The 23704-nt window shown below is 68.7% G+C and carries 25 protein-coding genes; 11 read left to right on the forward strand and 14 right to left on the reverse strand.

Annotated elements, in window-relative coordinates:
• Nucleotides 1-5 precede the first annotated feature (5 nt).
• The 8 genes from QPR87_RS05460 to QPR87_RS05495 all read left to right on the forward strand — a co-directional run bounded on the left by QPR87_RS05460 (nt 6) and on the right by QPR87_RS05495 (nt 7630).
• Nucleotides 6-1277: a sarcosine oxidase subunit beta family protein gene (locus QPR87_RS05460; protein ID WP_285048697.1), complete on the forward strand. Its 1272-nt coding sequence runs from the start codon at nt 6-8 to the stop codon at nt 1275-1277.
• Nucleotides 1278-1434: 157 nt separating this feature from the next.
• Nucleotides 1435-1686 carry a hypothetical protein gene (locus QPR87_RS05465; protein WP_011746858.1) on the forward strand — a complete coding sequence of 84 codons (252 nt, stop codon included), beginning with the start codon at nt 1435-1437 and terminating at the stop codon, nt 1684-1686.
• 310 nt (nt 1687-1996) lie between these two features.
• The gene (locus QPR87_RS05470; protein WP_011746859.1) at nt 1997-2377 is read left to right on the forward strand and encodes a sarcosine oxidase subunit delta; all 381 of its coding nucleotides are present in this window, start codon (nt 1997-1999) and stop codon (nt 2375-2377) included.
• Nucleotides 2374-5307 carry a sarcosine oxidase subunit alpha family protein gene (locus QPR87_RS05475; protein WP_285048698.1) on the forward strand — a complete coding sequence of 978 codons (2934 nt, stop codon included), beginning with the start codon at nt 2374-2376 and terminating at the stop codon, nt 5305-5307. Before QPR87_RS05470 ends, QPR87_RS05475 begins: the two co-directional genes overlap by 4 nt.
• The gene (locus tag QPR87_RS05480; protein WP_285048699.1) at nt 5300-5818 is read left to right on the forward strand and encodes a sarcosine oxidase subunit gamma; all 519 of its coding nucleotides are present in this window, start codon (nt 5300-5302) and stop codon (nt 5816-5818) included. Before QPR87_RS05475 ends, QPR87_RS05480 begins: the two co-directional genes overlap by 8 nt.
• Nucleotides 5819-5890: 72 nt before the next feature.
• Entirely contained in the window at nt 5891-6346 is a 456-nt protein-coding gene (locus QPR87_RS05485) for a hypothetical protein (RefSeq protein WP_285048700.1), read from the forward strand.
• Between the two features lie 108 nt (nt 6347-6454).
• Nucleotides 6455-7054: a superoxide dismutase gene (locus tag QPR87_RS05490; protein WP_011746863.1), complete on the forward strand. Its 600-nt coding sequence runs from the start codon at nt 6455-6457 to the stop codon at nt 7052-7054.
• A gap of 135 nt (nt 7055-7189) precedes the next feature.
• Entirely contained in the window at nt 7190-7630 is a 441-nt protein-coding gene (locus QPR87_RS05495; protein WP_049792348.1) for a copper chaperone PCu(A)C, read from the forward strand.
• On the opposite strand, the gene QPR87_RS05500 is transcribed toward QPR87_RS05495, so the two are convergent.
• The 3 genes from QPR87_RS05500 to QPR87_RS05510 are packed head-to-tail and all read right to left on the reverse strand — an operon-like array spanning nt 7627 to nt 10976.
• The gene (locus QPR87_RS05500) at nt 7627-8265 is read right to left on the reverse strand and encodes an arylesterase (RefSeq protein WP_285048701.1); all 639 of its coding nucleotides are present in this window, start codon (nt 8263-8265) and stop codon (nt 7627-7629) included. The genes QPR87_RS05495 and QPR87_RS05500 overlap by 4 nt on opposite strands.
• Nucleotides 8262-10685, reverse strand: a complete 2424-nt coding sequence (locus tag QPR87_RS05505; protein ID WP_285048702.1) for a heavy metal translocating P-type ATPase — start codon at nt 10683-10685, stop codon at nt 8262-8264. The genes QPR87_RS05500 and QPR87_RS05505 overlap by 4 nt, the downstream gene beginning before the upstream one ends.
• Before the next feature lie 36 nt (nt 10686-10721).
• Complete coding sequence (locus tag QPR87_RS05510) at nt 10722-10976, reverse strand: hypothetical protein (RefSeq protein ID WP_230998515.1); 255 nt, start codon at nt 10974-10976, stop codon at nt 10722-10724.
• A gap of 136 nt (nt 10977-11112) precedes the next feature.
• Here QPR87_RS05510 and QPR87_RS05515 point away from each other — a divergent pair, with 136 nt between their 5' ends.
• Both QPR87_RS05515 and mnmH read left to right on the forward strand, forming a co-directional pair.
• The gene (locus tag QPR87_RS05515; protein ID WP_011746867.1) at nt 11113-11691 is read left to right on the forward strand and encodes a L,D-transpeptidase; all 579 of its coding nucleotides are present in this window, start codon (nt 11113-11115) and stop codon (nt 11689-11691) included.
• Nucleotides 11692-12789 (forward strand): tRNA 2-selenouridine(34) synthase MnmH, encoded by a 1098-nt coding sequence (mnmH, locus tag QPR87_RS05520; RefSeq protein ID WP_285048703.1) that lies wholly within the window; start codon nt 11692-11694, stop codon nt 12787-12789.
• A gap of 18 nt (nt 12790-12807) precedes the next feature.
• On the opposite strand, the gene QPR87_RS05525 is transcribed toward mnmH, so the two are convergent.
• From QPR87_RS05525 to QPR87_RS05565, 9 genes are all read right to left on the reverse strand, one after another.
• Nucleotides 12808-13611 (reverse strand): purine-nucleoside phosphorylase, encoded by an 804-nt coding sequence (locus tag QPR87_RS05525; RefSeq protein WP_285048704.1) that lies wholly within the window; start codon nt 13609-13611, stop codon nt 12808-12810.
• Nucleotides 13595-14560 (reverse strand): ABC transporter permease, encoded by a 966-nt coding sequence (locus tag QPR87_RS05530; protein ID WP_285048705.1) that lies wholly within the window; start codon nt 14558-14560, stop codon nt 13595-13597. Before QPR87_RS05530 ends, QPR87_RS05525 begins: the two co-directional genes overlap by 17 nt.
• On the reverse strand, nt 14560-15654 hold the full coding sequence (locus tag QPR87_RS05535; protein WP_041530076.1) for an ABC transporter permease: 1095 nt from the start codon (nt 15652-15654) through the stop codon (nt 14560-14562). The genes QPR87_RS05530 and QPR87_RS05535 overlap by 1 nt, the downstream gene beginning before the upstream one ends.
• Nucleotides 15655-15715: 61 nt before the next feature.
• Entirely contained in the window at nt 15716-17341 is a 1626-nt protein-coding gene (locus tag QPR87_RS05540) for an ABC transporter ATP-binding protein (protein WP_285048706.1), read from the reverse strand.
• Nucleotides 17341-18327, reverse strand: a complete 987-nt coding sequence (locus QPR87_RS05545; protein WP_285048707.1) for a BMP family lipoprotein — start codon at nt 18325-18327, stop codon at nt 17341-17343. The genes QPR87_RS05540 and QPR87_RS05545 overlap by 1 nt, the downstream gene beginning before the upstream one ends.
• A gap of 91 nt (nt 18328-18418) precedes the next feature.
• Entirely contained in the window at nt 18419-18820 is a 402-nt protein-coding gene (locus tag QPR87_RS05550; RefSeq protein WP_285048708.1) for a GNAT family N-acetyltransferase, read from the reverse strand.
• On the reverse strand, nt 18817-19410 hold the full coding sequence (gene tsaB / locus QPR87_RS05555) for a tRNA (adenosine(37)-N6)-threonylcarbamoyltransferase complex dimerization subunit type 1 TsaB (RefSeq protein WP_285048709.1): 594 nt from the start codon (nt 19408-19410) through the stop codon (nt 18817-18819). Before tsaB ends, QPR87_RS05550 begins: the two co-directional genes overlap by 4 nt.
• Nucleotides 19403-19957: a NifU family protein gene (locus QPR87_RS05560; protein WP_285048710.1), complete on the reverse strand. Its 555-nt coding sequence runs from the start codon at nt 19955-19957 to the stop codon at nt 19403-19405. Before QPR87_RS05560 ends, tsaB begins: the two co-directional genes overlap by 8 nt.
• Nucleotides 19958-20170: 213 nt before the next feature.
• Nucleotides 20171-20626 carry a universal stress protein gene (locus QPR87_RS05565; RefSeq protein ID WP_011746877.1) on the reverse strand — a complete coding sequence of 152 codons (456 nt, stop codon included), beginning with the start codon at nt 20624-20626 and terminating at the stop codon, nt 20171-20173.
• A gap of 156 nt (nt 20627-20782) precedes the next feature.
• On the opposite strand from QPR87_RS05565, the gene QPR87_RS05570 reads away from it, so the two are divergent.
• Complete coding sequence (locus QPR87_RS05570) at nt 20783-21532, forward strand: sugar transferase (protein ID WP_011746878.1); 750 nt, start codon at nt 20783-20785, stop codon at nt 21530-21532.
• Nucleotides 21533-21729: 197 nt separating this feature from the next.
• On the opposite strand, the gene truA is transcribed toward QPR87_RS05570, so the two are convergent.
• Entirely contained in the window at nt 21730-22515 is a 786-nt protein-coding gene (gene truA / locus QPR87_RS05575) for a tRNA pseudouridine(38-40) synthase TruA (RefSeq protein ID WP_285048711.1), read from the reverse strand.
• Nucleotides 22516-22518: 3 nt separating this feature from the next.
• Entirely contained in the window at nt 22519-23493 is a 975-nt protein-coding gene (locus tag QPR87_RS05580; RefSeq protein ID WP_011746880.1) for a 5-bromo-4-chloroindolyl phosphate hydrolysis family protein, read from the reverse strand.
• Nucleotides 23494-23704: the final 211 nt, after the last annotated feature.

Here is a 23704-nt window from a genome sequence, read left to right on the forward strand (position 1 = left end):
CCGCCATGCCCGCATCTGCAAGTTCCAGCACCGGCCGCTATTCGGTCTTCGCCATCGCGCGCGAGGCGATGCGGCTGCATACCGGCTGGAAACGCGCCTGGGCCAGTCCCGAGCCCAAGAAGAAATACCAGGTCGTCATCGTCGGCGCCGGCGGCCATGGCCTCGCCACCGCCTATTACCTGGGCAGGAACTTCGGCATCACCGATGTCGCGGTGATCGAAAAGGGCTGGCTGGGCGGCGGCAATACCGGCCGCAACACCACCATCATCCGCTCGAACTATCTGCAGGATCCTTCGGCGGCGATCTATGACAAGGCGCTGAAGCTCTATGAGAATCTGTCCCAGGACCTGAACTACAACATCATGTTCAGCCCGCGCGGCCTTCTGATGCTGGCGCAGACCGAGCATGAGGTGCGCGGCTACAAGCGCACGGTCTACGCGAACCAGTTGCAGGGTGTGGCGACCGAATGGGTCAGCCCCAAGCGCATCAAGGACATGTTGCCGATCATCAATATCGAGGGGCCGCGCTATCCGGTCCTGGGCGGGCTCTATCAGGAGCGCGGCGGCACCGCGCGGCACGATGCCGTGGCCTGGGGCTATGCCCGCGCCTGCTCGGCCATGGGCATGCACATCATCCAGAACTGCGAAGTGACGGGGGTCGAGACCCAGGGCGGTCAGGTCGTCGCGGTGAACACCGGCAAGGGCCGGATCGAATGCGACAAGCTGGCGCTGATCGCCGCCGGGCACAGCTCGGTGCTGGCCGAGATGGCCGGCTTCCGCCTGCCCATCGAATCGCTGGCGCTGCAGGCGCTGGTTTCCGAGCCGATCAAGCCCTGCTGCGACATCGTCATCATGGCCAACACCGTCCACGGCTACCTGTCGCAATCCGACAAGGGCGAGATGGTGATCGGCGGCGGCACCGACGGCTTCAACAACTATACCCAGCGCGGTTCCTGGCACCATGTCGAAGAAACGGTGCGTGCGCTGATCGAGACCTTCCCGATGCTCTCGCGGCTCAAGATGCTGCGGCAATGGGGCGGTATCGTGGACATGACCGGCGACCGCTCGCCGATCCTGTCGACCACGCCGGTCGGCAACATCTTCGTCAACTGCGGCTGGGGCACCGGCGGTTTCAAGGCCATCCCCGGCTCGGGCTGGGCCATGGCCGAGCTGGTCGCCAAGGGCCAGCCCGGCCCGCTGGCCGCCGATTTCGGGCTCAGCCGCTTTGCCGAAGGCCGCTTCATCGACGAAAGCGTCGCCGCGGGGGTGGCGCATTGATGGGCGGTGCGGGCATGATCCTGCCGGCAACCCCGGGTTTTGGCCCGATTTTTGCCCATCCCGCTCCGGCCGCAGAAAATTCCCTGCAACCTATGGGAAACTCTTTCTTGTTTGGTGAATTGTTTAGTTACGTCACCATGACCAAGGAGCTTTCTTCATGGCCGAACAGAACAAGAGCAACCTCTGGCTCATCGTCGGCGTCGTCGTCGTCGTGCTGGTCGTCATTTACTGGTTCGTGTCCTCGGGCACCGAGCCGACTGCGACCGAACCGCCGGCCGCGCCGGCCGTCTCGTCCGAACCCGCGCCTGTTGACGACGGCGCTGTCTCGGTCGAACCGCCGGTCGACGCTGCTCCGGCTGATCCCGCTGCTCCGGCTCCGGCCGAGCCTGCGGCGCCTTCCACCAACTAAGGCGCTTGTCCCGGCGTCTTCGGACGCCCCTTCTCCCGAGGGCCGGGGGGCGTTTCGCCCCTCGGTTCCTTGCCATGCCGTGCCGCGCCGCCATCCGGGCCCGGCATCCCTGCGACTGAACGCGCAGCCCTATTCCCCTGCGCAAGCCGCCCCCGCGATCCGCGCCAGCCGCAGCGGCCTTGCGTATCTGCGGGCGAGTCCCGGCCGCGGGTTTCCCGACGCCTCCCAGCTTTCCATCGACCTTCTGCGCGTCCGGCCGTCCATCGGGACGCCGGCCTGCCTGCGCGACCTGCCGCCCAAGGAGTGATCCATGCTGACCCTGACCTGTCCCTATTGCGGCATCGCGGCCGAGGAAACCGAACTCCAGCCCGGCGGCGAGGCGCATCTGAAGCGCTTTGGCCCCGGCTCGACGGATGCGGAGTTCGAGGCCTATCTTTTCGCCCGCAAGAACCCCAAGGGGGTGCATTTCGAACGCTGGCGCCATGCCTATGGCTGCGGCAAGTGGTTCATGGCCGCGCGCGACACGGCGACGCTTCAGGTCTTTGGGACCTACAGCGCCCAGACCCCGCATCCCACGCCCGAGATCGTCGCCGCCATCCAGGCGCATCGCCCGGACTGGCAGCCCGACTGGCTGGCCGAGCCCACGACCCAGACCCCTGCTGACACTTCCGCCGAAAGCCTGAACGCATGACCGAGACCGGACCCTTTCGCCTGCCGCGCGGCGGCCGCCTGATCGACCGCGCCTATCAGTTGCCCTTTCGCTTCGACGGCCGCCAGATGCGCGGGGTCGCGGGCGACACGCTTGCCTCGGCCTTGCTGGCGAACGGCCAGCTGATGATGGGCCGCAGCTTCAAGTATCACCGCCCGCGCGGCCCCATCGCCTCGGGTGCCGAAGAGCCGAACGCGCTGCTCGGCCTGGGCCAGGGCGGCCGGTTCGAGCCGAACCAGCGCGCCACCACCACGCCGCTGGTTGGCGGCATGGTCACCGCCAGCCAGAACGCCTGGCCCAGCCTGAACGCTGATATCGGCGCGATCAACAACTGGCTCTATCGCTTCTTCCCGGCGGGCTTCTACTATAAGACCTTCATGCATCCGCGCCCGTTCTGGAAGCATGTGTTCGAGCCGATCATCCGCCGCTCGGCCGGCCTGGGCAAGGCGCCGACCGAGGCCGACCCGGACAAATACGAACAGGCCTATGCCCATGTGGATGTCGTGGTCGTCGGCGGCGGCATCGCCGGGCTGACCGCGGCGCGCGACGCGGCCCGCGCCGGCAGGTCGGTCTGGCTGGTCGAGCAGACCCCGCATTTCGGCGGCCGCACCCCCACCGACCATGCCGACGGCCAGGCCCGCGTCGACGCGTTGCTGGCGGAACTGCAGGGCATGGCCAACGTCACCCTGCGTCGCTCGACCCAGGCGACGGGGCTTTACGACCATGGCTATCTGCTGGTGCGGGAATCGCTGGCCGATCACGACCCGAACGCCGGCATTCCGCGCCAGCGCCTGTGGCGCATCCGCGCCGGCCATGTGGTCGTCGCCACCGGCGCGCTGGAACGGCCGCTGAGCTTTGCCGGCAACGACGTGCCGGGCGTGATCCTGGCCTCGGCCGTGCGCGACTACATCAACGATTACGGCGTCGCGCCGGGCCGCAGGATCGTCGTGGTGACCAATAACGACGACGCCTATCGCACCGCGCTGGTGGCGCTGGATGCGGGGCTGGACGTGGCCGCGGTGATCGATGCCCGCAGCACGGCCGAGGGCGCATTGCCCGCGGCGGTGCGCGCGCGGGGCGTGCGCGTGCTGACCGGCAGCGCCATCGCCGGCGTCAAGGGCGGCCACGGCGTCGAGGCGGTCAAGCTTTGCGCGCATTCCGGCTCGGGTCAGGTCACCGAAACCATCGATGCCGATTGCGTCGCCATGTCCGGCGGCTGGTCCCCGGTGGTGCATCTGTGGAGCCATTGCGGCGGCAAGCTGAACTGGTCCGACGCGCAGTCGATGTTCGCCCCGGACCCGAACCGCCCGCCGACCGGCGCGGACGGCAAGGCGATGGCAAGCTGCGTGGGTGCGGCGGCGGGCGACCTGCTGGTCCCGGAACTGACCGGCGCGCAGGCGGAATCGGCCACCATGCCGGTCTGGGTCATGCCGGCCCACGCCACGCGCAAGATGAAATTCAAGATGTGGCTCGACTTCCAGAACGACGTGAAGGTCTCGGATGTCGAACTGGCCGCGCAGGAAGGCTATCACAGCGTCGAGCATACCAAGCGCTACACCACGCTGGGCATGGCGACCGACCAGGGAAAGGTAAGCAATATCAATGGCCTCGCCGTTCTGTCCAATGCGCTGAACCAGCCGATCCCGGCCACGGGCACGACGACCTTCCGCCCGCCCTATACGCCGCTGACCCTGGGCACCATCGCCGGCGAGGCGCGGGGCGAGATCTTCCAGCCCTTGCGCAAGACGCCCATGCATGGCTGGCACGAAGCGCAGGGCGCGTTCTTCGAGCCGGTCGGCCATTGGCGCCGCCCCTATTGCTATCCGAAGGGCAGCGAAAGCCATGGCGACGCGGTGGCGCGCGAGATCCGGGCGGTGCGCGCCTCGGTCGGCACGCTCGACGCCTCGACGCTGGGCAAGATCATCGTCAAGGGGCCCGATGCGGGCAGGTTCCTCGACATGATGTATACCGGCATGATGTCCAGCCTGCCCATCGGCAAGTGCCGCTATGGCCTGATCTGCAGCGAGAACGGCTTTCTCATCGACGACGGCGTGGCCGCGCGGCTGTCCGAGGACACCTGGCTTGTCCACACCACCACCGGCGGCGCCGAGCGCATGCACGGCCATTTCGAGGACTGGCTGCAATGCGAATGGTGGGACTGGAAGGTCTGGACCGCCAACGTCACCGAGCAATGGGCGCAGGTCGCCGTGGTCGGCCCCAAGGCCCGCGTGCTGCTGGAACGGCTGGGCGGCAAGATCGACCTTTCGCCCGAGGCGCTGCCCTTCATGGGCTGGATCGAGGGCGAGATCGCCGGCATCCCCGCCCGCGTCTATCGCATCAGCTTTTCGGGCGAGCTCAGCTTCGAGGTGGCGGTGCCGGCGAACCGGGGCCTGGAGCTTTGGGAAAAGCTGCATGAGGCCGGCCGCGACCTGAACGTCACTCCCTACGGCACCGAGGCCATGCACGTCATGCGCGCCGAAAAGGGGTTCATCATGATCGGCGACGAAACCGACGGCACGGTGATCCCGCAGGATCTGGGCATGTCCTGGGCGATCAGCAAGAAGAAGGCCGACTATATCGGCAAGCGCGCGCAAGAGCGCAGCTTTATGACCGATCCCGGCCGCTGGAAGCTGGTGGGCCTGGAAAGCCTGGATGGACGGGTGCTGCCCGACGGCGTCTATGCGGTCGATCAGGGCGCGAATGCCAACGGCCAGCGCAAGGTGCAGGGCCGCGTGACCTCGACCTACATGTCGCCGACCCTGGACCGGCCCATCGCCATGGGGCTGGTGCGGCAGGGCCCCGAACGCATGGGCGAGGTGCTGGAGTTCCCCGTCGCGGGTCAGGAAAGCTACAAGGCGCGGATCGTCGATCCGGTCTTCTACGACAAGGAAGGGAGCCGGGCGAATGGCTGAGGCACTGGCAAGGATCTCGCAGGTGCAGGACTGGGGCATGATCCAGATCCGCGCCGACCTGACACGCGCGGGCGATGCCATCGCCGAGGCGGCAGGGGTTGCGCTGCCCGGACAGGGCCGCATCACCACCGACGGCAGCCGGACCCTGGGCTGGATGTCGCCGGACGAGCTGTTGCTGGTGCTGCCCCGGGCCGAGACGGCCGAGGCGCTGGCCGCGTTGCAGGACGCGCTTGCGACCGAGCATGCGCTGGTGCTGGATGTCAGCGACATGCGCGCGGTGTTCCGCATCCAGGGCGCCAAGGCGCTGGACGTGCTGATGAAGCTGTGCCCGGCCGATCTGGCGGCGATGCCCCAGGACGGGCTGCGCCGCACCCGCGCGGCGCAGGTCGCCTGCGGCATCTGGCGCGAGGCGGACGGCTATGTGCTGATCGGCTTTCGCTCGGTCACCGACTACCTGCGCGGCATCCTGACCGGCGCGGCGGTGCCGGGCACGCAGCTCGACCCGCGCTAGGGCCGCGCCGGGGCTTGTGGCTGCGGCAGGGCGGCGTATGGATGGAGGGTGAAATTCCATCCGGTTGATTCCATGCGTTCCGCCCTGCTTCTGCCCGCCCTTCTGCTTGCCGGCCTCGTGATGCCGGTTCCCGCCGTCCGGGCGCAGGACTGGGGGCAAGAGCCGCCGGTGGTGATGATGTGCCAGATGGTCGATGAAAGCGGCACCGGCTGGGTGCCCGAGTTCATCATGCTGACCCGCCAGACCGCCGGCCCGCGCCAGGGCCGGATCGAGGTTTTCGACCCGATCCTGCAACGGCTCGTCGGCCAGCCGATCGAGGCGCGGATCACCACCGACGACCGCACCAGCCGCAGCTATGGCTGGGCGCTGGCCGGGGTGCGCAATGCCTCGGGGCAGCGGACCGACCGGCTGGACTATCGGCTGACGGTGCAAAAGGCCGATGGCAGCGCGCGGGTGACGGCGACGGCGCTTGGCTACGACAACGTCATGACCGGAACCGGGGTCTGCGGCTCTCCCGGCGGTGGATAGGGCAGGAACCCGCGCCGCGTTGAAGGCGTTTAGCGGCCGACAGGGCTTTTCCCCGTTTGGCAGCTGTGCCAGAACAACAATCCGAAACCGTTGGAAAGGAAATCGAAAATGGCCTTCACGCTTCCCGATCTTCCCTATGCTCACGACGCGCTGGCTGCTGGCGGCATGTCCAAGGAGACGCTGGAATACCACCACGACAAGCACCACAAGGCCTATGTCGACAAGCTGAACGAGCTGGTGGCAGGCACCGAATGGGAAGGCAAGAGCCTCGAGGACATCGTCAAGGGCACCTACCAGTCGGGCGCCGTGGCGCAGAACGGCATCTTCAACAATGCCAGCCAGCACTGGAACCATGCCCAGTTCTGGGAAATGATGGGCCCGAACCCCGGCGCCATCCCGGGCGAGCTGGAAAAGGCCCTGACCGAAGCCTTCGGTTCGGTGGACGAATTCAAGAAGAAATTCGCCGAGGCCGGCGTCGGCCAGTTCGGTTCGGGCTGGGCCTGGCTCGTCAAGGACAAGGACGGCAGCCTGAAGGTCACCAAGACCGAGAACGGCGTGAACCCGCTTTGCTTCGGCCAGACCGCGCTTCTGGGCTGCGACGTGTGGGAGCACAGCTATTACATCGACTTCCGCAACGCCCGGCCGAAATACCTGGAAAATTTCCTGAACAACCTGGTGAACTGGGAAAACGTGGCCTCGCGCCTCTGATCCCCGGCAAGGCATCGCATCAAGGCCCGCCCCGACCGGCGGGCCTTTTCCATGGCGCGCACCCCTCGCGGCGGAATGGGGATGCGGCCGGCCTCATCCGGCGCTAGGCTTGGCCCGATGCGCGAGGATGAAGAGATGAAACCGCTGCTGCCCGCCCTTTGCCTTGGCCTGATCCCCCTTGCCGCGCCGGCGCAGGATGCGGCGCTGGCGGTCCATGACGGCTATGCCCGCGCCGCCAATCCCCGATCCGGCGCCGCCTTCATGGTGATCGAGAATCGCGGCGCCGCTGCCTGCACGCTTTCCTCGGTCGCCTCGGACGCGGCCGAGCGCGCAGAGCTGCACACGCATCGCGACGAAGGGGGCGTGATGCGGATGGTCAAGGCCGATCCGATCCAGATCCCCGCCGGTGCCCGGCACGAATTGGTGCGGGGCGGTGATCATGTGATGCTGATGGGACTGAAGCATCCGCTTGCGGATGGCGATCAGCTGGCGCTGACGCTGGATTTCGGTTCCTGCGGCGAGGTTCAGGCCCACCTGCCGGTGGACAACAAGCGCATGCCCGGCCACGCGCATTAGCGGCGGGCTTCGGCCTTTTCGATCAGCGCCTCGACCTTGGGGCCCAGCGATCGCACGATCAGGCCGACGCCCTTGGCCGAGGCATGCAGCCCGTCGGGTTGCAGCATGGCCTTGTAGCCGTCGCCCGGCAGGTCGAAAAGCGGCTGGTACAGGTTCTCCATCAGCAGGGCATCGTGCTGCGTGGCCATGCGCGGCCAGATCCCGGCCCAGTCGCGGCGCAGGGGGTCGTCGTGGTCGGGCGAGGCGATGCCGACCAGCAGCAGCGGCCGGCCGCCCCTGCCGGCCTGGCCCAGGATCGAATCCAGGTTGCCCTCGACCATCTGCGGGGCAAAGCCCATCAGCAGGTCGTTGCCGCCCAGCTCGACGATCACCGCATCGGGCTTGTGGCGGGCCAGCGAATAGCCGATCCGCACCCGCCCGCCCGCCGTGGTGTCGCCCGAGAGCCCGCCGTTCAGCACCAGCACGTCATGGCCGCGTGCCCTCAGCCAGTCCTGCAATTGCGGCACCAGCCCGTCCTTGCGGGGCAGGCCGTAGCCTTCGGTCAGGCTGTCGCCGAAGGCCAGGATGCGCAGCGGCGTCGCTGCCGCCGGCATGGCCGCAAGGGCCAGGATCAGGACAAGGGTTCTCAGCATCATGCGGCACGCCTCAATCGCAACGCGTTACTGACCACGAAGACCGAGGAAAGCGCCATCGCCCCGGCCCCCAGCATGGGTGACATCTGCGGCCCGCCAAAGGGCACCAGCGCCCCCATGGCCACGGGAATCAGGGCGACATTGTAGCCGAAGGCCCAGAACAGATTCTGCCGGATATTGCGCATGACGCTGCGTGACAGGCGGATAGCCCGCGCGACACCCATCGGATCGCCGCCGACCAGCACCACCTCGGCCGATTCGATGGCGACGTCCGTGCCGGTGCCGATGGCGATGCCGGTTTCGGCCGCGGCAAGCGCCGGGGCGTCGTTGATGCCGTCGCCGACAAAGACCGTGCCGCCCCCCATCTCGCGGATGGCGGCCAGCTTGCCTTCGGGCAGGACGCCCGCCGTCACCGTGTCGATGCCCAGCTTGCGCCCGACCGCCTCGGCCGTGGCCTGCACGTCGCCCGAGATCATCGCGGTTTGCAGGCCAAGCGCGTGCAACGCGGCGATGGTTTCTGCCGCCTCGGGGCGGATCGGATCGGCCAGCGCCATGGCCGCGGCGTGCCGGCCGTCCACTGCCAGATGCACGGGGGTCGCGCCGTTCGCCGCCCAGCCCTCGGCCGCGGCGATCATTGTGGGCGAGGGGGTGATGCCGGCCTCGGTCAGCGCGGCGGCATTGCCGATAAGCAGCGCCCGCCCCTCGACCCGCGCCGAAAGTCCGCGCCCTACCGCGGCCTGAACCGCCTCGGCCGGGGGCAGGTCCAGCCCCTTGTCGCGGGCGGCGCCGACGATGGCGGCCGCCAGCGGATGCTCGGAACGCGCCTCGGCAGCGGCGGCAAGGCGCAGGGCGTCCAGGGGCTCGATGTCCTCGGCCTCGATGGCGGTCAGGGCGGGTGCTCCCTGGGTCAGCGTGCCGGTCTTGTCCAGGGCGACGATGCGCGCCTCGGCCAGCCTTTGCAGCGCGTCGCCGCGCCGGAACAGCACGCCCAACTCGGCGCCGCGCCCGGTGCCGACCATGATCGAAACCGGCACCGCCAGCCCCATGGCGCAGGGGCAGGCGATGATCAGGACCGAGATCGCCGCGACCAGCGCCTGTCCCAGCGAGCCGGCGAAGATCATCCACAGCACGAAGGTCAGCAGCGCCAACCCGATCACCACCGGGACGAAGACCGCGGTGATCCGGTCCACCAGCGCCTGCACCGGCAGCTTGGTGGCCTGCGCGTCCTCGACCATGCGGATGATGCGGGCCAGCACCGTGTCGCCGCCGGTCGCGGTCACGCGATAGGCCAGTGCTGCATTGCCGTTCACCGTGCCGCCGGTGACCGTGTCGCCGGGCTGCTTGGCGACCGGGACCGGCTCGCCCGTCAGCATGGATTCGTCGATGACGCCGCTGCCTTCGGTCAGCACGCCGTCCACGGCCACCCGTTCGCCGGGGCGCAGGTGCACGATGTCGCCGGGGCGCAGTTCGGCCACCGGGATTTCCACGATCCGGCCGTCGCGCTGGACATGGGCGCTGTCGGGGGCCAGTTCGATCAACCGGCGGATGGCGTCGCCGGCGCGGCCCTTGGCGCGCGCCTCCAGCCAGCGGCCCAGCAGGATCAGCGTGACGATGACGGCGGCGGCCTCGAAATAGACATGCACCGAATCCGCCGGCAGCACGCCTGGTGCAAAGGTCGCCACGGTCGAGTAAAGCCACGCCGCCGAGGCGCCAAGCGCGACAAGGCTGTTCATCTCGGGCGCGCGGCGCATGAGCGCGGGAAAGCCGACGCGGAAGAACACCCGTCCCGGCCCGGCCAGGACGGCGGTGGTCAGCAGGAACTCCAGCACCCAGAGCGTCTGTTGGCCAAGCGCCATGTGCAGCCAGTGATGGAAGGCCGGAAAGGCATGGCCGCCCATCTCGGCGACAAAGACCGGCAGGGTCAGCACCAGCGCGACCAGGAAGTTGCGCTTCATGCTCGCCGCATCGCCGCCATGGTCGTGCATGTGATGGCCGGCCTCGGCCTGCAGCTCGGCGGGATAGCCCTTGGCGGTCACGGTATCGGCCAGCGCCTGCGGCGAGACGCCGGGCGAATGATGGATGGTGGCGCTGGCGGTGGCCAGGTTGACCTGCGCCGAGGTCACGCCGGGCAGCGCCGCCAGCGCCTTTTCGACGCGGCCCACGCAAGAGGCGCAGCTCATGCCCTCGATGCTCAGGCGGGTTTCAAGCGGTGCGGCGGGATAGCCGGCGCCCGCCAGCGCCTCGACGGCGCGGGGCAGGGCCTCGGGCGCGGTCAGGCGGAAATGCGCCCGGCCGGTGGCCAGGTTGACCCGCGGCTCTTCGACGCCCGGCACGGCGGCCAACGCCTTTTCGACGCGGCCCACGCAAGAGGCGCAACTCATGCCGGTGACGGTCAGCTCGGCATCGTTCTGGTGATGTTTCATCGGATTGTCCTGTCAGAATGGCGAAAAAGACGCGATTCAGACAGGGATCGGCGGAGCCTGCGGATATTGCGGCGGATGGTGCAGGATCTGCCCGGGCTGCGGCCCGTCGCCTGGTTCCCGGCGCCAGCGCAGCGGATGGCCGTCGCCGGCCAGCACGGGGCGGGCCAGATGCGGACGGGCCGCGACATGGCAGCGGCACCCGCGCCCGCCCCGGCCCCGGCACAGATGCGGGGCGCGCGTGGCGGCCCGGCGCGGCGGGCGGGGAATGGCGGCACAGGTCGCACAGGTCATGGCGGGGGGTCCTTTCCCGATGCAAGCTAGGCACGCTTGCCGCGCGTTTCAACCGCGTCACGGCGCTTTGAGTTGATCCCGGGCGCCCAAGCGGTTAGGCGCATGATCAAGAAACGCAAGGATTCAGGACGGACAGATGAACCGCAGACAGATGCTGATGGCCGCCTTGCCGCTGGTGGCCGTGCCCTCGCTGGCTCTGGCACAGGCGCAGCCCGCGGCGCTGACCACGCAGGCCGAGCCCAAGCGCGACCCCTATGCCCCGACCGAAGTCTCGATCCGCAACGATTTCGAGGTCGGCAGCATCGTCGTGGTCTCGAAGGACTTCTTCCTTTACCACGTCGTTGCACCGGGCCGGGCGGTCCGCTACGGCGTCGCCGTCGGCAAGGCTGAACTGGTCTGGAAAGGCCGCGCCACCGTCGGGCGCAAGACCGAATGGCCCAGCTGGACCCCCACGCCGGCGATGATCAAGCGCAATCCCGGGCAATATGCCCGCTGGGCGGACGGCATGCCGGGCGGCCCGACCAACCCGCTGGGTGCGCGGGCGCTGTATCTTTACGACGCCAAGGGCAACGACACCTCGATCCGCATCCACGGCACGACCGAGCCGAACTCGATCGGCCGCGCCGTCTCGAACGGTTGCATCCGCATGCGCAACGAGGCGGTGATGGACCTGTTCGAGCAGGTGCCAATCGGCACGCCGGTCTATGTCTACTAAGTGGACATCCGCCTGAAATCGCTGTCGGATCCGGCGCTGTCCGGGTTCGACACCATCATCGACACGCGCTCGCCCCTCGAATTCGCCGAGGATCATTTGCCGGGCGCGATCAACCTGCCGGTGCTCTCGGACGAGGAGCGCGTGCAGGTCGGCACGATCTACAAGCAGGTCTCTCCCTTCGATGCCCGCAAGCTGGGCGGTGCCATGGTCGCCGCCAATGCCGCGCGCCATATCGCCGGGCCGCTGGCCGGTTTCGGCGGTGGCTGGCGGCCGCTGGTCTATTGCTGGCGCGGCGGGCAGCGCTCGGGCGCCTTTGCCACCATCCTCCAGCAGATCGGCTGGCGGGTCGGGCGCATCGAGGGCGGCTACAAGGCATGGCGGGCGCTGGTGGTCGAGCGCGTCACTGCAGCCGTCGCTGCCCCGGTGGTGGTGCTGGACGGCAATACCGGCAGCGCCAAGACCGAGATCCTGCACCGCCTCGCCGCCCGGGGCCATCAGGTCATCGACCTTGAGGGGCTTGCGAACCACCGCGGCAGCCTGTTCGGCGCCATGCCGGGCGGCCAGCCCAGCCAGAAGCTGTTCGAATGCCGCCTTGCCATGGCGCTTGAGGCGCTGGACCCCGGCCGGCCGCTGCTGGTCGAGGCGGAAAGCTCGCGCATCGGCGACCTGAACCTGCCGCGCGGCATCTGGCAGGCGATCGTCGCCGCGCCGCGCCTCCGCCTTGCCGTCCCGGTCGAGGCCCGCGCCGCCTATACCGCCCGCGCCTATGCCGATACCTGCGCCGATCCCCAGGCAGTGGCGCGGATCGTGAACCTGCTGCGCCCGCTGCACCCGGCCGACCGGATCGAAGCCTGGCTGCGCATGATCGCTGCCGCCGACTGGAGCGGGCTGGCCGAAGGGCTGATGCGCGACCATTACGACCCGCGCTATGAAAGGCACCGCGCGCGCCATGACGACGGTCGCGGCCCGGTGGTGGCGCTGGACGGCCTGGACGACCTGGATGCCGCAGCGGCGCGGGTCGAGGCGGCGCTGGCGGGCCTGACCTTGCCAGGGCCGGCGCCGGCGGCAAGCCCGGTCGCCTCCGGCGGGAGTATTTGAAGAACGGTGAAGCGGGGGTCAGGCGCCCTGGCCGAGAAAGCGGCGCAGGATGCGTTCCAGCTTGGCTGCGCCCAGCGGCGCCATGGCCTTGGTATGCTCGTGGCTGATCGATTCGTCCGAAAGACCCGCGCCCATGTTGGTGATGACCGAGACGGCGGCGCAGCGAAGGCCCAGGAAGCGCGCCAGGATCACCTCGGGCACGGTGGACATGCCGACCGCATCGGCGCCCAGCACCCGGGCGGCGCGGATCTCGGCCGGGGTCTCGAAGCTAGGCCCCGAGAACCAGCAGTAGACCCCCTCGGGCAGCGCGATCCCCTCTGCCTTGGCGGCGGCCTTCAGACCGGCGCGGATCGCCGGATCATGCGCATCGGTCATCGGCACGAAGCGCGCCTCGCTGGCTTCGCCGATCAGCGGGTTGGTGCCGGCAAAGGCGATGTGATCCGAAAGCAGCATCAGCGATCCCGGCGGCATGTCGGCCCGCAGGCTGCCTGCCGCATTGGTCAGGATCAGCCGGTCGCAACCCAGCGCCTTCAGCACCTCCAGCGGCAGTCGCATGACATCGGCGCGGCCGGATTCGTAGTAATGCGCCCGCCCGCCCAGGACCGCGACGCGGCGCCCGTCCAACCGTCCCACGACCAGTTGCGGCACATGGCCCGACACCCCGGCATGCGGAAAGCCCGGCAGGTCGGAATAGGGGATCGCGACGCCCTCGACCGCGGCCGCCAGATGCCCAAGCCCCGAGCCGAGGATCAGCCCGTATTCCGGCGGCCCGTCCCCGGCGCGGTCGCGGATCAGCCGCGCAAGCTCAGCGTTCCTTGACATAGGGCTCTCCTCCCGCGCGCGGCGGAATGGCACGGCCGACAAAGCCGGCCAGGATGATGACGGTCAGGATATAGGGCAGGGCGTTCATGAACATCGAGGGCACGGTGATGAGCCCCAGGTCAAGGTTCGGAAAGCGGTTCGCCACCGCCTCCATCAGCCCGAACAGGAAGGTGGCGAAAAGCGCGCTCCAAGGCCGCCACTTGGCGAAGATCAGCGCCGCCAGCGCGATGAAGCCGCGCCCGGCGGTCATCTCCTTGACGAAGCCGGCCGAGATGCCGGTCGCCAGATAGGCCCCGGCGATGCCGCACAGCACGCCGCAGATCATCACGGCGCCGTAGCGCAGCCGGGTGACCGACACGCCGGCGGTGTCGACCGAGGCCGGGTTCTCGCCCACCGCGCGCAGCCGCAATCCGAAGCGGGTGCGGTAGAGCACCCACCAGGTCAGCGGCACCATGGCGAAGGCGATATAGACCAGAATGGTGTGACCCGAGATCAGCTCGGCATAGATCGGACCGATCACCGGCACCGGGCGCAGGGTGTCGGCAAAGGGCAGGGTGATCTCGCCGAACCGCGCCGCGCCCGAGAGCGACGGCGTGCGACCGCCCAGCCCGAAGATCTTCTGCCCCAGAAGCACCGTCAGCCCCGAGGCGAGAAAGTTGATCGCCACGCCCGAGATCAACTGGTTGCCCCGGAAGCTGATCGAGGCCAGCCCGTGCAGCCCGGCCATCGCCACGGCGCCCCCGATTCCCGCCAGCAGCCCCAGCCAGGCGTTGCCGGTGGCATAGGCGACCGAGGCCGAGGTAAAGGCCGCCATCAGCATCTTGCCCTCCAGCCCGATGTCGAAGACGCCGGCCCGTTCCGAATAAAGCCCGGCCAGGCAGGCCAGCAGCAGGGGGGTCATCAGCCGCACGGCCGAATCGAGGATCTGGATCACGGTCGCGAAATCCATCATGCCCCCTTCCGGCGCAGCGCCGTGAACAGCCGCTCCAGCGGCATGCGCACCATGTTGTCCAGCGCCCCGGTGAACAGGATCACCAGCGCCTGGATGACCACGATCAGCTCGCGCGGGATCGAGGTCCACAGCGCCAGTTCGCCCCCGCCCTGATAGAGGAAGCCGAACAGAAGCGCCGCCAGCAGGACGCCAAGCGGATGGTTGCGGCCCATCAGCGCCACGGCGATGCCGATGAAGCCGGCGCCCTCGACGGCGTTCAGCATCAGCCGCTCGGCCTCGCCCATGACGTTGTTGATCGCCATCAGCCCGGCCAGTGCGCCCGAGATCAGCATGGCCAGGACCGTGATCCGCACCGGCGAGATCCCGGCGTAAAGCGCTGCCGGCTCGGACTTGCCGAAGGCGCGGATCTCATAGCCCAGCCGGGTGTGCCAGATCAGCAGCCAGACCAGCACGCAGGCGGCGACGGCGACGAAGAAGGTGACGTTGGCGGGCGTGTTCCGGCCCCATTCGATGCCAAGCCCCAGCGCCATGTCCGAAAGCTTGGGCAGATGGACCGCTGCCGGGAACCGGGCCGAGGCCGGGTCCATGCTGCCCACCGGCCGCAGCAGGTTGACCAGGACGTAATTCAGCAGCGCCGCGGCGATGAAGTTGAACATGATGGTAGTGATGACGATATGGCTGCCGCGCCGGGCCTGCAACCAGGCCGGAACCAGCGCCCAAAGCGCGCCGAACAGCGCAGCCCCCATGGCCGCCGCCGGCAGCGCCAGGGCCCAATGCGGCCAAGGCAGGGCCAGCACCACCAGCGCGACGCCAAGCCCGCCCAGGGCCGCCTGTCCCTCGCCGCCGATGTTGAACAGCCCCGCATGATAGGCGACCATCACCGCTAGGCCGGTAAAGACGAAATTCGTGGTGTAATACAGGGTGAAGCCCCAGCCATAGCTGGATCCCAGCGCACCCTGGACCATCACCTTCAGCGCCTCGACCGGGCTTTCCCCGATGGCCAGGATCACCAGCGCCGAGATGCCGAAGGCCAGCGCCAGCGAGATCAGCGGCGTCAGGATCACATCCGCCCATTTCGGCATTCGCTCCATCAGCCCGCCTCTCCCGGTTTTCTCCGTTTTCCAAATACTCCCGCCGGAGGCATGCGACGGCTCATCCCGCACCGTCGCCGGCATCCGTCCCCGGCGCGGCCGCCGGCGGGATCGCCGCCTCGGGCGGCGTCATGGCGGGATCGACCCCGGCCATCAGGCAGCCCAGATCGCCGGTCGTCGCCTCGTCGGCCAGGCGTTCGCCCATGATGCGGCCGTCGAACATGACGGCGATGCGATCCGACAGCGCCATGATCTCGTCGAGCTCGACCGAGACCAGCAGCACGGCCTTGCCCGCATCGCGCAACGCGACGATGCGCTTGTGGATGAACTCGATGGCGCCGATATCCACCCCGCGCGTCGGCTGGCCGATCAGCAGCAGGTCGGGATTGCGCTCGACCTCGCGCGCCACCACGATCTTCTGCTGGTTGCCGCCCGAGAAATTCCGGGCGGCAAGGTCCGGGTTCGGCGGGCGGATGTCGAAATGCTGGATCTTGCCCATCGCATCGGCGCGGATGGCGGCATTGTCCATCAGCATGCCGTTCTGGAACTCCGGCGCGTGGTGATAGCCGAAGGCGACGTTCTCCCAGGCGGTGAAATCCATGATCAGCCCCTCGGCCTGCCGGTCCTCGGGGACATGGCCGACGCCGGCCTGGCGGCGGGCGCGGCCGTCGGCCCCGGCGCCGCCCAGCGGCAGCGGCTTGCCGTTGAGCCGGATCTCGCCCTGAAGCTTCGCCCCTGCCTCGGGAAAGCCGCCCAGAACCTCCAGCAGCTGCGTCTGCCCGTTCCCCGCCACCCCGGCGATGCCCAGGATCTCGCCCGCCCGGATCTCCAGGTCGATGCCGTGCAATCGCTCGACGCCGTCGGCATCGACCATCCGCAATCCCCGCACCTCCAGCACCGGCGCGCCGGGGCGGGCGGGCGGCTTTTCCACCCGCAACAGCACCTTGCGGCCCACCATCAGCTCGGCCAGTTGCGCGGGGCCGGTCTCGGCGGTCTTGACCGAGGCCACCATCTCGCCCCGCCGCATGACCGAGACATTGTCGGTGATCTCCATGATCTCGCGCAGCTTGTGGGTGATCAGGATGATGGTCTTGCCCTCGTCGCGCAGCCCGCGCAGGATTCGGAACAGGTGATCGGCCTCGGCCGGGGTCAGCACGCCGGTCGGCTCGTCCAGGATCAGGATGTCGGCCTGGCGATACAGCGCCTTCAGGATCTCGACCCGCTGCTGGTGGCCGACCGACAGTTCCTCGACCAGCGCATCGGGATCGACCTGCAGCCCGTATTCGCTGGCCAGCCGCTTCAACGCGCCGCGCGCGCGGGACAGCGAAGGGCGCAAGAGCCCGCCGTCCTCGGCGCCCAGGATCACGTTTTCCAGCACGGTGAAGTTCTGCACCAGCTTGAAATGCTGGAACACCATGCCGATGCCGGCGCGGATCGCGGCCTGGCTGTCGGCGATGGCGATGGGCTTGCCGCCGATCAGGATCTCTCCGGCATCGGGGCGATAGAAGCCGTAGAGGATCGACATCAGCGTCGATTTCCCGGCGCCGTTCTCGCCGATGATGCCGTGGATTGTGCCGCGCGGCACGACCAGGTCGATGTCCTTGTTGGCCTGCACCGGCCCGAAAGCCTTGGAGATCCCGCGCAATTCGATCGCCGGGGCCTCGTGCAGCGCGCCGGCCGCCGGCATTACTGCACCGGGCAGGTGTTGTCGGTCATGTAGTCGTGCACCTTGATCTCGCCCGCTTCGATGGCCTTGGCGGCGGTGTCGATGGCGGCGGCGATCTCGTCCGAGATCAGCGGCTTGTTGTTGTCGTCCATGGCCAGCGACACCCCGCCCGAGGCCAGGTCCATGACCCGGACGCCCGGCTCGACCTCGGTCCCGGCCTTGAAGGCCTCATAGACGGAATTGTCCACGCCCTTGACCATCGAGGTCAGCACCATGCCCGGATGCAGGTGGTTCTGGTTGCTGTCCACGCCGATCGACAGCACGCCGGCATCCGCCGCCGCCTGCAGGACGCCGATGCCGGTGCCGCCCGCCGCGGCGTAGACCACGTCCGCCCCCTGCGAGACCTGCGCCTTGAGCAGCTCGCCCCCCTTCACCGGGTCGTTCCAGGCGGCCGGCGTGGTGCCGGTATAGTTGATGATGAGCTTGCCGTCCGGGTTGGCGGCCTTGAAGCCCTGGGCATAGCCGCATTCGAACTTGTGGATCAGCGGGATGTCCATGCCGCCGATGAAGCCCACGGTGCCGGATTTCGAGGCCTTGGCGGCCGCGACGCCGGCCAGATACGAGCCCTGCTCCTCGGTGAAGACGACGGATTGCACGTTCGGCTGTTCGACCACCATGTCGATGATCACGAATTTCGTATCGGGATAGTCCGGCGCGATCTTGTTCAGCACCTCGCCGAAGGCAAAGCCGGTCATCACGATGGGATTGGCGCCCGACTGCGCCAGCCGGCGCAGGGCCTGTTCGCGCTGCGCCTCGGACTGCATCTCCAGTTCCTTGTAGGTGCCGCCGGTCTCGGCCTTCCAGCGCTCGGCGCCGTTATAGGCCGCCTCGTTGAAGGATTTGTCGAACTTGCCGCCCAGGTCGAAGATCAGCGCCGGATCGGCCAGGGCTGCGACGGGCAGCAAGGTCAGGCAGGCGCCGGCGAGCAGGGATTTCATCAGGGACATGTCGGACCTCAAGACGGTTTGCGGGCGAGTCAGCCCGGGATGTTGGGATTAGGACGCATGGGCCGGAATCCGTCAACAACCTTGTCTTGGGTCAGAGCGTGCGCCGCATCAGCACCGCATCCACGCCGGGCGCGTAGTAATTCCGTCGTTTTCCAATGATTTCCCAGTCTGCGCGGGCATAAAGCGCCATGGCGGCCGCATTGTCCGAGGCGACTTCCAGAAAGGCCTCGCGCGCGCCCCGCGCCCGTGACGTGGCGGCGAATTCGGCAAGCAGCGCCGAGGCCAGCCCCTGCCGCCGCGCCTCGGGTGCGACGGCCAGCGTCAGCAGCTCGGCCTCGTCCGCGATGACGCGGCCCAGCAGGAAGCCCTGCGGCCGGATCAGCAGGAAATTCGGCGGGCCGGCCAGCAGCGCCTCGAACTCCGCTGCCGACCAGGGCCGGGGATGCGTGGCAAAGCAGCGGTCGTGCAGTGCCGCCAGGTCGTCGGGGGTCATGACAGGATCAACGGGCCGCGGTCGCGCGCCGGCGCGGCGTCGGCCGGGCGCAGGTAGATCGGCGCCGGACGCGGTAGGTCCGGCTGGTCGCGACGCGCGGCGGCGATGCGGGCAATGGCCTCGGCCAAGGGCATTGCCGGCGGCAGGGGCGCCGGGCCGGGCGGCAGGTCATGCGAAGCGCATTGCTGCGGGCCGGTGGCCTGCCCGGTGCCGAAATCCTGCCAGATCACCTCTCCCGTGCGTGAAGGCACCGCGACGCGGCAGGGGCGGGGCAGGCCATGCGCGGCGGCCTCGGTCACGCTGACGCCGATGGCGGGGATGCCCAGCGACAGCGACAGCCCCCGCGCCGCCGCGACCGAGATGCGGATGCCGGTGAAATTGCCGGGCCCGATGCCGCAACCGATGACGGAGAGGTCGCGCCAGCCGATCCCCGCCGCGGCCAGCACCTCGCCAAGCAGCGGAAACAGCCGCTCTGCCTGGCCGCGGGCCATCTCTTCGTGGCGATGGAACAGGACGCGGTCGCCTTGCAGCAAAGCGGCCGCGCAATGCGCGGCCGATGTGTCGAAGCCCAGCGAGAGCGCGTCAGCCAACGGGCCGCACCTCGGTCACCTCGGGGATGTAATGGCGCAACAGGTTCTCGATGCCCATCTTCAGCGTCAGCGTGGACGAGGGGCAGCCGGCGCAGGCGCCTTGCATGTGCAGATAGACCACGCCGCGATCGAAACCGTGAAAGGTGATGTCGCCGCCGTCCTGCGCCACGGCCGGGCGCACGCGGGTATCCAGCAGCTCCTTGATCTGGTTGACGATTTCCGCGTCCGGCCCGTCCTGGTCGTTATGGCCACTGGCGGTCGCGCCCTCGATGGCCGGGGCGCCGGATTGGTAATGCTCCATGATTGCGCCCAGGACCGAGGGCTTCAGGTGGTCCCAGACCGCATCCTCGGCCTTGGTCACGGTCACGAAATCCGAACCGAGGAACACCCCGGTCACGCCCGGCACGGCAAAGATGCGGCGCGCGAGCGGGCTGGCGGTCGCGGTGTCGGGTGCGGGGAAATCGGCGGTGCCGCTGCCCAGGACGGTTTCGCCCGGCAGGAATTTCAGCGTCGCGGGGTTCGGGGTGGTCTCGGTCTGGATGAACATGGCGCGGGCTCCTTTGTCCGGGGATATGGGGATCGAAGGGTGGTCAAGTCAAGTCGGACCGGCATGCCGCCTCGGCGGGCAAGTCTTGCGACCGCGACGAAATTTGCCGGCACGGGCGCCGGCGACCCGTTTGCGCCATCCTGGGCGGCGCGGCCGAAGCGATGCGGCGGCCGCGGGCAGGGCCAGCGACCATTCGCCGCAGCGTCCGGCCCGTCAGGTGATCTGTTCCAGCCGCTCGCGCGAGATGTCGCCGGGCACGATGGTGACCGGGCAGGGCAGGCTGGCCACCTCGCGCGTCAGCCGGGTGACCAGCGGCCCCGGCCCCGCGCTTTCGGTCGAGGCCGCCAGCACCACCACGCCGATCTCGGGGTCGTCGTGGATCTGGGCCAGAAGCTCGGCCCCCGGCTCGCCCTCGCGCACCACCAGCTCGGGCTCGATGCCGGGGCGGTCGCGCATCCATTTGGCAAAGACCTCGTAATGCGCCTCGATCCGCTCATAGGCTTCGGCGCGCATGACATCGGCGACGCCCATGCCGTGCTGGATGGCGTTGGCCGGAATCACCGCCAGCACCTGCACCCCGCCGCCGGTCTTGGCCGCGCGCAGCGCAGCATAGCGGATAGCGTTCAGGCATTCGCGTGAATCGTCCAGAACCACCAGAAATTTCCGCATGAATCCCGCCCCGGTTGTCCAAGAATGAGCAAAGACTGGCCGAAAGGACACGCTTGCGCAAGTCTGGCGCAGTTTGACCCTTGAAGCCATTCAAGAATCGAGAGTGCTATGCTAGGCGGGAAAGGTTAGCCATAGCGCCAAACGCGGGACGGAAATGTGACGATTCACCAAGATTGGGAAAAGGCCGATATCGCACGGTTCGCCACATTGCCCCAGCCCGAGATGTCGTGGTTCAAGGGCGAGGTGCATGCGACCCGTGTGGCGACCATGCCCCTGTCGAAGCGGTTGTTCGACATCGTCCTGGCGTTGGTCCTGCTGGTGCCGCTGTCCATCGTCATGGCGGTCTTTGCCCTGATCCTGCTGATCGTGCAGGGACGGCCGATCTTTTACGCCGCGCCGCGCATGGTCGCGCCGGGGCGGACCTTCACCCATCTCAAGTTCCGCACCATGCTGCGGCAAGAGGGCGATTTCGGCGTCACCGGCGCGCACAAGGCATGGCGCATCACGCCGCTGGGCCATTTCATGCGCCGCACGCGCATCGACGAATTGCCGCAGCTGTTCAACATCCTCAAGGGCGACATGAGCTTCGTCGGCCCGCGCCCGACCATCCGCGAATATGTCGAACGCTATCCCACCGTCTATGGCCAGGTGCTGAAAAGTCGTCCCGGCGTCACCGGCCTTGCGACGCTGATCTATCATCGCCACGAGGACCGCATCCTGCGCCGCTGCAAGAGCGCCGAGGCGACCGAGGCCGCCTATGCCGGGCGCTGCCTGCCGACCAAGCTGAAGATCGACCTGATCTATCAGAGGAACCGGACGCTGGCGCTGGATCTGTGGATCATCTGGCGCACCGTCCTGACGGTGCTTTACAAGGACGAGCGGCCCCGCCGGCGCGGCCGCAAGTAGGACCGGCCGTTTTCCGCATCCCATTTCACCCGCCGCCCGCGTTCCGGCGGCAGGCCGCTGCTTGGTCCATAGGCTTGCCAGTGCAGTTGGCACGGAAACGGGAACGCGCAAGACGTAGGGCGTAAGGCGCCGGCGACGATAGCGCCATCCCGTCGGCTATCTGCCAGGCCATGCCTGCGCCGCGCGCGGCTGCCGGATCAGCGGCTGTCATAGAAGGGCGGGGTCTCGTAGCCCACGCCGGTCAGGTAAAGCCCCTGCGGCGGGCAGACCGGCCCGCAGGCGGCGCGGTCGCATGCGGCCAGCGCCTCGGCCACGCGCCCGGGCGTCCAGGCGCCGGCGCCGACCCGCTCCAGCGTGCCGACGATCGAGCGCACCTGATTGTGCAGGAAGGACCGCGCCCGCAGGAAAAAGCGGTATTCGCGGCCCTGCGGGATCTCGGCCTCGTCGATGGTCAACTCGTCCAGCGTCTTTACCGGGCTGTTCGCCTGGCACATGGTCGAGCGGAAGGTGGTGAAATCGTGCCGGCCCAGCAGATGCGCCGCGCCTGCGCGCATGGCCGCCAGGTCCAGCCGATGCGGCACCTGCCAGGCGCGGCCGCGATCATGGGTCAGCGGCGCACGGCGGGCGACCAGCCGGAACAGATAGCGCCGCTCATGCGCCGAGAAGCGGGCGTGGAAATCGTCCGCCACCCGCGCCGCGGCCAGGATGGCGACGGGGGCGGGCTTGAGATGCCAGTTCAGTGCCTCGGACAGCCGGAACGGATCCCAGTCGCGCGCCAGATCGGCATGGGCGACCTGGCCGGTGGCATGCACGCCGGCATCCGTGCGCCCGGCTGCCGCGATCCGCGCGCCGGCAGCGAAGCCGGGGTCGAGCCGGCCGAGCGCCGCCTCGATGGTGCTTTGCACGCTGGGCCGCTCGGCCTGGGCCTGCCAGCCGGCAAAGGGGCTGCCGTCATATTCGATCAACAAGGCGAAACGGGGCATGGTCTAGCGGCGCGGCTTTTCGGATTCGCGCGGGATCAGCAGGTCGTCGAGGGTCATCGGGCGCTGCAATTCGGCGGGCTCGGAGGGCGTGGGTTGAGGTCGCACCCCCTCGCGCGCCAGCCGGTCGCGCAGCACGCTGATCTCGATGTCCAGATCCGAGCGGCCGCCCTCCAGCAGCTTGGCGCGACGGGCGGCGAATTCGCCTTCCAGGTCGTTCAGCAGCGTTTCGTAATCCTGGCGGGCGCGCGGGTCGCGGGTCTGGGCATAGAGATCGGCGAACTTGACCGTCGCATCGCGCGCGCCCTGCAGATAGACGCTGAGATAGCGGCGCAGGGCGGCAATATTGTCGGGATTGTCCTCGACATGGGCGAAAAGTTCGCGCGCGGCGGCGGCGAACATGCCCACGCGGGCCTCGAGCCGGCGGTCGCCGGTGCGCAGGATGGCGTCCTGCATGGCCTTCAGATGCGCCTCGCCCTCGGCGACGATGCGCTGGGCGCGGTCCTGACGGACGCCGTCGATGCCCTCCATGCCCTTGTCGCGCATCGGGTCGCTGCCGAAGGCCAGCCAGTGCAGCATGGCGCCGGCGACGCCGATCACCCCGGCACCGGCCTCGGCGCCCGGGACATAGGAGCCGATGGCAAGGCCGAGCCCGGTCAGGATGCCGCCGAACAGCTTGCGCGGGATCGCCGGGCGACGCGCGATGCGGCGGGCGTCATAGGCGGCTTCGGCCTGCAATCCCTCGCGCGTCATCCACATGCCCGAGGCGATGCTGCCGAAGGCGATCAGATGCAGGGCAAGTCCGGCCGGATCCTGCCAGAAGGCGCTGATGAGGAAGGGGATCGCCATGATGGTGACCCAGCGGGTGCGCGATTCCAGCGGGTGCCGGATCTCGCCCGGTGCGGGACGCGCGGGCGGGCGCGGGTCGGTTCCGTCCAACCGGGGCTGGGGCGAGAAACGGCCGCCGAAACGCTTTGCCATCGCCGCCCCCTTCAGCCCGCGCCCAGGAAGGAGGCATAGAGCGTCAGGCCCATCAGCAGAAAGAAGGACAGGCGCTGCATCGCTTTCTGGGACATGGGCTTCCTTTCGGCGCGTCGGGCGGTTGGTCGGGCGGCTTGCCCGCAGGATATAGGGCCTGGCGGGCGGGAACGGAAGGGCGCGGCGGCAGGGGGCTCTGCCCCCCGCGCCTCAT

Origin of the sequence: Paracoccus sp. SSJ (genome assembly GCF_030234105.1) — a bacterium.
Taxonomy (GTDB): domain Bacteria; phylum Pseudomonadota; class Alphaproteobacteria; order Rhodobacterales; family Rhodobacteraceae; genus Paracoccus; species Paracoccus denitrificans.

Bases quoted from the DNA above. Each gene is read 5' to 3' on its own strand.
- QPR87_RS05485 (WP_285048700.1), top strand. From the start codon at position 5,891: ATGCGTTCCGCCCTGCTTCTGCCCGCCCTTCTGCTTGCCGGCCTCGTG.
- QPR87_RS05475 (WP_285048698.1), top strand. From the start codon at position 2,374: ATGACCGAGACCGGACCCTTTCGCCTGCCGCGCGGCGGCCGCCTGATC.
- QPR87_RS05500 (WP_285048701.1), bottom strand. From the start codon at position 8,265: ATGATGCTGAGAACCCTTGTCCTGATCCTGGCCCTTGCGGCCATGCCG.
- QPR87_RS05545 (WP_285048707.1), bottom strand. From the start codon at position 18,327: ATGTCCCTGATGAAATCCCTGCTCGCCGGCGCCTGCCTGACCTTGCTG.
- truA (WP_285048711.1), bottom strand. From the start codon at position 22,515: ATGCCCCGTTTCGCCTTGTTGATCGAATATGACGGCAGCCCCTTTGCC.
- QPR87_RS05495 (WP_049792348.1), top strand. From the start codon at position 7,190: ATGAAACCGCTGCTGCCCGCCCTTTGCCTTGGCCTGATCCCCCTTGCC.
- QPR87_RS05550 (WP_285048708.1), bottom strand. From the start codon at position 18,820: ATGACCCCCGACGACCTGGCGGCACTGCACGACCGCTGCTTTGCCACG.
- QPR87_RS05460 (WP_285048697.1), top strand. From the start codon at position 6: ATGCCCGCATCTGCAAGTTCCAGCACCGGCCGCTATTCGGTCTTCGCC.
- QPR87_RS05565 (WP_011746877.1), bottom strand. From the start codon at position 20,626: ATGCGGAAATTTCTGGTGGTTCTGGACGATTCACGCGAATGCCTGAAC.
- QPR87_RS05540 (WP_285048706.1), bottom strand. From the start codon at position 17,341: ATGCCGGCGGCCGGCGCGCTGCACGAGGCCCCGGCGATCGAATTGCGC.
- QPR87_RS05480 (WP_285048699.1), top strand. From the start codon at position 5,300: ATGGCTGAGGCACTGGCAAGGATCTCGCAGGTGCAGGACTGGGGCATG.
- QPR87_RS05465 (WP_011746858.1), top strand. From the start codon at position 1,435: ATGGCCGAACAGAACAAGAGCAACCTCTGGCTCATCGTCGGCGTCGTC.
- QPR87_RS05510 (WP_230998515.1), bottom strand. From the start codon at position 10,976: ATGACCTGTGCGACCTGTGCCGCCATTCCCCGCCCGCCGCGCCGGGCC.
- QPR87_RS05530 (WP_285048705.1), bottom strand. From the start codon at position 14,560: ATGGATTTCGCGACCGTGATCCAGATCCTCGATTCGGCCGTGCGGCTG.
- QPR87_RS05490 (WP_011746863.1), top strand. From the start codon at position 6,455: ATGGCCTTCACGCTTCCCGATCTTCCCTATGCTCACGACGCGCTGGCT.
- QPR87_RS05560 (WP_285048710.1), bottom strand. From the start codon at position 19,957: ATGTTCATCCAGACCGAGACCACCCCGAACCCCGCGACGCTGAAATTC.
- QPR87_RS05535 (WP_041530076.1), bottom strand. From the start codon at position 15,654: ATGGAGCGAATGCCGAAATGGGCGGATGTGATCCTGACGCCGCTGATC.
- QPR87_RS05505 (WP_285048702.1), bottom strand. From the start codon at position 10,685: ATGAAACATCACCAGAACGATGCCGAGCTGACCGTCACCGGCATGAGT.
- QPR87_RS05515 (WP_011746867.1), top strand. From the start codon at position 11,113: ATGAACCGCAGACAGATGCTGATGGCCGCCTTGCCGCTGGTGGCCGTG.
- QPR87_RS05470 (WP_011746859.1), top strand. From the start codon at position 1,997: ATGCTGACCCTGACCTGTCCCTATTGCGGCATCGCGGCCGAGGAAACC.
- QPR87_RS05525 (WP_285048704.1), bottom strand. From the start codon at position 13,611: ATGTCAAGGAACGCTGAGCTTGCGCGGCTGATCCGCGACCGCGCCGGG.
- QPR87_RS05580 (WP_011746880.1), bottom strand. From the start codon at position 23,493: ATGGCAAAGCGTTTCGGCGGCCGTTTCTCGCCCCAGCCCCGGTTGGAC.